Source organism: Amycolatopsis rhizosphaerae (genome assembly GCF_007713715.1).
In the GTDB taxonomy this organism is placed as follows: Bacteria; Actinomycetota; Actinomycetes; order Mycobacteriales; family Pseudonocardiaceae; genus Amycolatopsis_E; species Amycolatopsis_E rhizosphaerae.
The window spans coordinates 1-7174 of record NZ_VJWX01000377.1; the positions used below are offsets into that span (position 1 = coordinate 1).

Annotated in this window: 6 protein-coding genes; 2 read left to right on the forward strand and 4 right to left on the reverse strand. The window is 73.7% G+C overall.

All coding sequences use genetic code 11. The features are described from left to right. Window positions 1-86: 86 nt before the first annotated feature. From FNH05_RS27880 to FNH05_RS27895, 4 genes are all read right to left on the reverse strand, one after another. Complete coding sequence (locus FNH05_RS27880) at window positions 87-1475, reverse strand: MBL fold metallo-hydrolase (RefSeq protein WP_144591825.1); 1389 nt, start codon at window positions 1473-1475, stop codon at window positions 87-89. Between the two features lie 107 nt (window positions 1476-1582). Then, window positions 1583-2935 (reverse strand): MFS transporter, encoded by a 1353-nt coding sequence (locus FNH05_RS27885; RefSeq protein WP_144591826.1) that lies wholly within the window; start codon window positions 2933-2935, stop codon window positions 1583-1585. 4 nt (window positions 2936-2939) lie between these two features. Beyond that, window positions 2940-3812, reverse strand: a complete 873-nt coding sequence (locus FNH05_RS27890) for an SDR family NAD(P)-dependent oxidoreductase (protein WP_144591827.1) — start codon at window positions 3810-3812, stop codon at window positions 2940-2942. Next, window positions 3809-5167 (reverse strand): flavin-containing monooxygenase, encoded by a 1359-nt coding sequence (locus tag FNH05_RS27895; RefSeq protein WP_222426726.1) that lies wholly within the window; start codon window positions 5165-5167, stop codon window positions 3809-3811. Before FNH05_RS27895 ends, FNH05_RS27890 begins: the two co-directional genes overlap by 4 nt. Window positions 5168-5351: 184 nt before the next feature. On the opposite strand from FNH05_RS27895, the gene FNH05_RS27900 reads away from it, so the two are divergent. Continuing rightward, window positions 5352-6467, forward strand: a complete 1116-nt coding sequence (locus FNH05_RS27900) for a PucR family transcriptional regulator (RefSeq protein WP_222426727.1) — start codon at window positions 5352-5354, stop codon at window positions 6465-6467. A gap of 280 nt (window positions 6468-6747) precedes the next feature. Beyond that, a partial coding sequence (locus FNH05_RS27905) for an Ig-like domain-containing protein (RefSeq protein ID WP_246127981.1) occupies window positions 6748-7174 on the forward strand: 427 nt, incomplete at its 3' end.

Consider the following 7174-nt stretch of genomic DNA (forward strand, 5'->3'; position numbering starts at 1 on the left):
CTTCACAGTCGTATCGACTGTGAAGGGGCCCTTCACGGCTCCCCTCAGAGTGCCCGGACCCGGCCCCGAACCGGGTCCGGCACCGCTCACCGCCGGGTGGCGGTTTCGGAAAGCAGCAGCCAGGCGCCGTACCCGCCCAGCAGGTCGGACACGTCGGCCAGCCCCTCGTGGCGGAGCAGGCTCGCCCCGATGGAGGACCGCAGGCCGCCCGCGCAGTGCACGACCACGGGCCGGTCCGCGGGGAGCTCACCGATCCGGTTGCGCAGCTCGGCCAGCGGGATGTGCACCGAACCCTCGATGCGGCCCTCCTCGCGCTCGGAGGCGCCCCGCACGTCGACCACCACGGGCGGCCGCTCACCGTCGAGCTCGGCGCGGAGCCGGTCCGCCGTCACCCGGCTGGCCGGCGTCATCTCGTCCGCCAGTCCGGGCAGGGACGCCTCCGCGTCGCGCAAGTAGCCCGCGACACGGTCGAATCCGATGCGGGCCAAGCGCGTGACCAGCTCCTCTTCGCGTCCCGCGGGGGCGATCACGACGACCTCCTCGTCGGGCCGCACCACGGTGCCCGCCTGCTCGGCGAACCGCCCGTCCGCGGGCACGTTGACCGAGCCGCGCAGGTGCCCGGCGGCGAACTCCTGCGGGTCGCGGCCGTCCACGACCACGGCACCGGCGGCCCGCCGTTCGAGCAGCTCGCCGGGGGTCAGCGGACCCGCCGCGGCCGTCGGGTCGAACAGGTCGTGCTCCTTGCGGTTGAGCGTGGCGTCGTAGACGAAGTAGCCCGGGGCCACGGGCTGCCCCGCGGTCACCACCGCGACGAACTCGTCCTCGCTCATCGGCGCGCAGGCGTAGTTGGTCAGCCGCTGCATGCCGATGGTGGACGAGCGCTCGGTGGACAGGTTCTTGCCGCAGGCGGAACCGGCCCCGTGCGCCGGGAAGACCCGGACGTCGTCGGGCAGGGCCATCAGCTTGTGCTGCACGCTGTCGTAGAGCATGCGGCCCAGCTCGTCGGCGGTGACCCCGACCGAGGCGAGCAGGTCGGGCCTGCCGACGTCGCCGATGAACAGCGCGTCCCCGGTGAGCACCCCGTAGGCCACCTCGTCGTCGGCGTGCTCGTAGACCAGGATGCTGATCGACTCGGGGGTGTGCCCCGGGGTCTCCATGATCTGCAGCGTCACGTCGCCGAGGCTGATGCGCTCCCCGTCGGTGAGTTTGCGGATCGGGTACTCGGCCTCGGCCCGCTGCCCGTAGCCGATCCAGGCGCCGGTCCGCGCGGCCAGTTCGAGGTGCCCGGCGAGGAAGTCGGCGTGGAAGTGGGTGTTGATGACAGCCTCGATGGTGAAGCCCCGCTCCTCGGCCTCGGCGAGGTACTCCGAGACGTCACGGCGCGGGTCGACGACCACGGCCCTGCCCGTGGTCTCGTCGGCGACGAGGTAGGACGCCTGGGACAGGCAGTCCAGGTAGTACTGGGCGAAGAACACGGATCCTCCCGGTCGATGCGTCTCATACCCCTAGGGGTACCTCCGGCATCCAGGTAACCAGAATCCGCCCGATTCGTCAAATACCCTCCGGGGTATGCGGCTCGGCGTCAGGCGAGTTCGGCGGCGTGCCGGTCCAGGCGGCATCGGCTCTGGAACAGCCACGCCACCACCATCAGCACCGCCGGAACCGCGGTGAAACCCACCAGCACCGCCGTCAGCGCCGCCGGGGACTGGCCCGTGCCGTGACCGCCGGTCGTGGACACGAAACCGCCGAGCGCGAGCACCGCGGAGTACAGGTAGGGGCCGATCGCCGTCCCGGTGGCTTCGGTCGCCGTCCACACCCCGTTGTAGGCACCGGCCGCCGCACTGCCGCGTCCGCGGGCCGCGGCCACCGCGTCCGGCACCATCGAGAAGGCCAGCAACTGCAGCCCGGCGAACGCGACCCCCAGTGCCACCACGACACCCGTGGTGAATCCCACCCCGAGCCGGTCCCCGGCGAGCAGGGCGAGACACCCGGCCACGAACACGGCCTGCGCGGCCAGGAGAGCGCGCTGCTTGCCGATCCGGCGCGACAGCCACCGCCACGCCGGGCCCGCGACGAGCGCCGGGGCGAGGAAACCCGCCATGAACCCCGCGGTCGACCGGCCGTCGTGCCGCACGTATTCGGTGTAGAACGGCAGCGCCGCGAGGAAGAGGTGCGTGGTGGTCACCGTGCACAGGTAGGACAGCACCAGCGCCCGGAAGTCGCGGTCCCGCCAGGCGGACCGGATATCCCCGAGACCGGCATGGCCGGGGCCGGGGGACCGGAAACCGCAGCGCGCGGTGAGCCCGCGCACCCCGCCGAGGGCGATCAGGCCCGAGAACACCATGACCACCGCCAGCAGCACCGCCATCCGGGTGTACCCGGCCCGGCCGCCCTGTGCCACCAGGGCGGGGGCCACCACCCCCGCGCCGAGCAGCCCGGCCGTCAGCACCAGCATCCGCACCAGGAACACGCGCGTGCGTTCGTGGTAGCCGATCCGCAGGTCCGCCGGGGTGGCCAGGTACGGCACCTGGAACGAGGCGAACAGCAGGTTCCCGGCGACGAACCAGGCACCCACCCACAGCGCGGCGGTGAATCCGGTCAGCGGCGCGGGCACCGAGAACATCGCGACGAGCGCGACGGGGAGCAGCAGGCCCCAGCGCAGCAGGCCCCGGCGGTGCCCGGCGGCCCGCGCCTGCCGGTCCGACAACGCCCCGAGGAGGGGGTGGGCCACCGCGTCGGCGATCTTCGGCACGAGCAGGGTCAGCCCGGCCAGGAAGGGGGAAACGCCGAGGGTGTGCGTCAGGAAGTAGAGCAGGAGCAGGCCGGGGACGGTGACCCACACCCCCATCCCCAGCGAACCGGTGGCGTAGGCGGCGAGTTCCCGGGCACCGGCGCGCACCGGGGCGGTGTGCTCCGCCGTCTGAGGACCGGGCATGCGATCACGCGTCCGCAGGAGGTGCGGAGTGGCGGGCGACGACCCCGGAGGCCAGGTCGGCCCCGGCGAAAGCACCCGAACGGGCCCGTCGCGCGAGGGTGCGCGCGATGATCCGGTCCGTCACCGCCGGCAGGTGCCGCGCGAGGAAGAACTCGACGGCGCCGCGCCGGGTCGTCGTCAGGTCCCGCCGTGCCCGGCGGCGCAGCACGGCCCCGAGCACCGTGTCCACCACTCCCTCCAGCGGTTCGTACTGGCTCATGCCCTCCAGGGACAGCCCGGCCGCGGCGGTCGAATCGTGGATCGGGCTGCGCACGGCGGAGGGGTAGACGCAGGTGACGCTCACGTGCGTGCCGACCTCGACCCGCAGCGCGTCGGCGTAGGCGACGAGGGCCCGCTTCGACGCGCCGTAGGCGGCCGCCAGGGGCAGCTGCATCACCGCCATGCGCGAAGCGAGCATGACGACCCGGCCCCGCGAGGCGATCAGGTCGCCGAGGCAGGCGGCGGTGACCCGCCACGCCCCGAGCAGGTTGATGTCGAACTGGCGGCGCACCTCCGCCCCCGGGGGCAGTTCGGCGGGCGCCGGACCGCCGACCCCGGCGTTGTTGATCAGTACGTCGAGACCGTCGAGGGAGGCGATCGCCCGCGCCACGGCCGCGGGGACCGCCTCGTCGTCGGTGATGTCGCAGGCCAGGACCTCCACCGGATCGCCGGGAGACGGGGCGAGGTCGATCCCGGCGACGTGCGCGCCGAGTGCGGCCAGGCGCGCGCAGATCGCCCGGCCGAAGGTGCCGGAGGCGCCGGTGACGAGCACGCGGAGGCCGCGGGGATCGCGGTGACCGCCCAGCAGCGCGGAAAGGGGGGACTTGGCGGGGCTCATGCGGTGGTCCGTTCGTGACGAGTCGGGGTGAAGGGCCGGGAGGTGCCCCGCGCGAGCCGGGTCCGCCCGGCCTTGATCTCGCGCGGCAGATCGGCGACGTAGGCGTCGAAGTCGATGCGCATCATCGGGCGCCGGTCCCCCCAGCGGGCGGTGGCGGCGCGCAGCGCCGTGGTGACGGCTCGCCGCTGCTCCGGCCCGTCCGGCAGGCCGTAGGCGCCCGACAGGTAGGCGGCCGCGAGCTTCGCCTGCGCCTCGACGACGGGCAGCGCGGCCCCCGTGGACTGCATCAGCCCGACGAAGAGCAGGCTCGGGTCCTGGAGATGGAAAACCCGTTTGTACAGCGGCAACCGCTCCGGATCCCCGCCCGTCCAGCGCTCGTCGAGGAACGGGACGGCCACCCGGTAACCGGTGGCCCACACGATCAGGTCCACCTCGTCGGCCGTGCCGTCGGTGAACACCACTCGTGAACCGTCGAAACGCGCGATCCCCGGGCGCGCGGCGATCTCGCCGTGCGTGAGCCGGTGGAGGATGGTGTCGCTGATCGTCGGGTGGTTCTGGAACAACCCACCCGAAGGCGCGGGCAGGCCGTACCGCTCCGGCCTGCCCACGGCCAGGCGCAGCAGCGTCTCGGCGACGCGCTGGCGCACCCGCCACGGCAGCGCCGCCAGCGCGCCCCCGGTCGCGTCGGAGGGACGGCCGAACAGGTATTTCGGCACGATGTGGACGCCGTGCCGGGCCGACAGCAGGACCGGGCCCCGCGCCGGCTGGGAGGCGTCCACCGCGATGTCCATGGCGGAGTTGCCCATGCCCACGACGAGCACCCGCCGGTCGCGGAAGATCTCCGCCGAGGCGTAGTCGTGGGCATGCATCTGGTGTCCGGTGAACGTGCCGGGATAGGCCGGTTCGGGCAGGCGGGGATCCCAGTTGTGGCCGTTCGCGACGAGGACGGCGTCGAACGTCTCGCTCTCCCCCTCCGCGGTCCGCACCGTCCACGCCCGCCCGGCTTCCTCCCGCTCCACCGACGTCACCGTCCGCCCGAACCGGAGGTGCGGCGTCAGGCCGAACGTGTCCGCGTAGGCGGCGAGATACCCGGCGACGAGATCCGCCGACGGGTAGTCCGGCCAGTGGGCGGGCATCGGGTAGTCGGCGAATTCGGTGCGGCCGCGGCTGGTGTTCAGGTGCAGCGAGGCGTAGGCCGGGGACTTCCCGCCGGTGTGGTCGCGCACCCACAGCCCGCCGGGCCGGTCCCCCTTCTCGTAGGTGACGACCTCGACGCCCGCGTCGAGCAGGGCTTTGGTCGCGGTGAGGCCGGCGGGCCCGGCGCCGATCACGGCGGCACGGCAGGCGGGTGGCATGGGCATTCCCTCGTGACGGGTCGGGACGGCGCGCGTGCCGGTCGTTGCTCCGGCTTCGTCGCCGCGACGGTCGTTGTGGTAGCTGCCAACGGTAGGGGCATTTCTCCCCGTGACCTCTGTCCCGGATCACGCGAATGCCCCACCCGGTTGTGGCGATCCACAAGGCGCCGGGCAGCATCGCCGCGTGGACGCATGGCGCAAGGTGGTCGACCTCATCGAGCGGGTGGTCGGCGAAGAGGATCTGCTGGCGGTGTCGGTGGCCGGTGTGCGGACGCTGGTGCCCGAGGTGGCGGTGCTCACCCCCGCCGACATCGCCGGGCACACCCGTGCGCTGCTCGCCGCGGCCGCCAGGGCGCTGGCGGCCCGGCGCGGCCCCACCGGAGCGGAACTGTCGTTCGTGGAGGATCTCGCCGTCACCCGGGCGCACCAGGGGGTGCCCATCGAGGCCGTGCTGCGGGCGATCCACGTCGCCGAGCGCGCGATCTGGTCGCGGGCCCGCGAGGCGGCCGCTGCGGACGGGGTCGGCCCGGAGCTCCTGCTCGATGCCCGGGAGCTCTACGACGACTGGGCCGAGGCGGTGCGCGGCAGGCTCATCGCGGCCCATCGCGCGGCGAACGCGGACCAGGCCCCGGCCAGGGACCGCGACGTGGCACTGCTGCGTCGGCTTCTCGACGGCGGTTCGGCCGCCGCGCTCGCCGCCGCCGAGGCCGGACTGCCGGTCACCGGCGGGCTCTGGGTCGCCGTCGCCCGCCCGGGCGGGGCCGCGGCGGTGCGCCGCGCACTGGCCGAACGCCACCGCCCGTCGCCCTCCGCCGTCGTCGACGGCCTGCTGGTCGCCGTGCTCGGGCAGGCACCGTCGCCGCGGGCCGTCCCGGACGGAACCCTCGTCGGGCTGGCGGGCCCCGCCGAGCCGGAGGAGCTCACCGGCACCCGCCGCCTCGCCCTGGCCGCGCTCACCGCCGCGGAAGCGACCGCGCGAAGCGGTCTCGTGCACATCGCGGAGGTGCCCGCACTCGCCGCGATCGTGGACCGGGCGGATCTGGCCGCGGCACTGCTCGAGAAGCACCGTCAGGCCTGGGCCGCCCTCGGCGCGAACGCCGAACCGGTGGCCCGCGCGGTGTGCGCCTGGGTGGAGGCGGGCGGCGACACCAACCGGGCCGCCGAACGGCAGTTCGTCCACCCCAACACGGTGCGCAACCGGGTCCTGCGGTTCGCCGGGATCACCGGCATCGACCCCGGCACCGCCTTCGGCGCCGTCGACGCCTGGTGGCTGTGCCGGGCCTGGCTCGCCCGGCCCTGACCGTTTCCGCCCACGGCGCCCGGTTCGGCGGTTTTCCCCGCCGCACCCGGTGATCCCCTGCCCGCGGGCCGGGCACCCGACCCGCCACAATGGACAGATCACTCCCGCCGGACACCCGGAAAACCGACAAAAGCCGGAAAACCCCCGCGTCGCCCGGGAACCGGATCGGGAGAGGCGGGTGTGTCTTCCTTTTCCCGTGGGCACATCCGGAAACACACGCAACGTCGAGGCCCCCGGACACGTCTGAACCAGTGTGCCGGCAAAGAAGAAGAGGAACCGCATGCCCGTCCGACCGACCGTGACCCGTCAGCGCCCGTGGGGTGTGGCCGTAGTGGCCGCGCTGGCTTCGGTGACGTTACTGGCCGGCGCCTGTTCGTCGTCCCCCGACAGCACTGCCCCGCCCAGTATCGCGACCGGCACGGCCGCCGCCGCTGCCGCCGCCCAGGTGAGCATCGACGGCTCGGGGAGCACCGACTTCAACCCCAGGACGCCGATCGTGGTGAAGGTGAACGGCGGCAAGCTCACCACGGTCACCGTGACCAACGCCGCCAAGGGCAACGCGGTCAAGGGCGCGCTCGCCGCGGACGGCTCGAACTGGACCTCCAGCGAACCCCTCGGGTACGGAACGGCCTACACCGTGGTGGCCGAGGCCGCGGGCGCCGACGGCAAACCGGTCGAGCAGAAGGCCACGGTCAAGACCCTGACCC

Coding starts and splice junctions, on each gene's coding strand:
- FNH05_RS27885 (WP_144591826.1), bottom strand. CDS start 2,935: ATGCCCGGTCCTCAGACGGCGGAGCACACCGCCCCGGTGCGCGCCGGT.
- FNH05_RS27890 (WP_144591827.1), bottom strand. CDS start 3,812: ATGAGCCCCGCCAAGTCCCCCCTTTCCGCGCTGCTGGGCGGTCACCGC.
- FNH05_RS27895 (WP_222426726.1), bottom strand. CDS start 5,167: ATGCCACCCGCCTGCCGTGCCGCCGTGATCGGCGCCGGGCCCGCCGGC.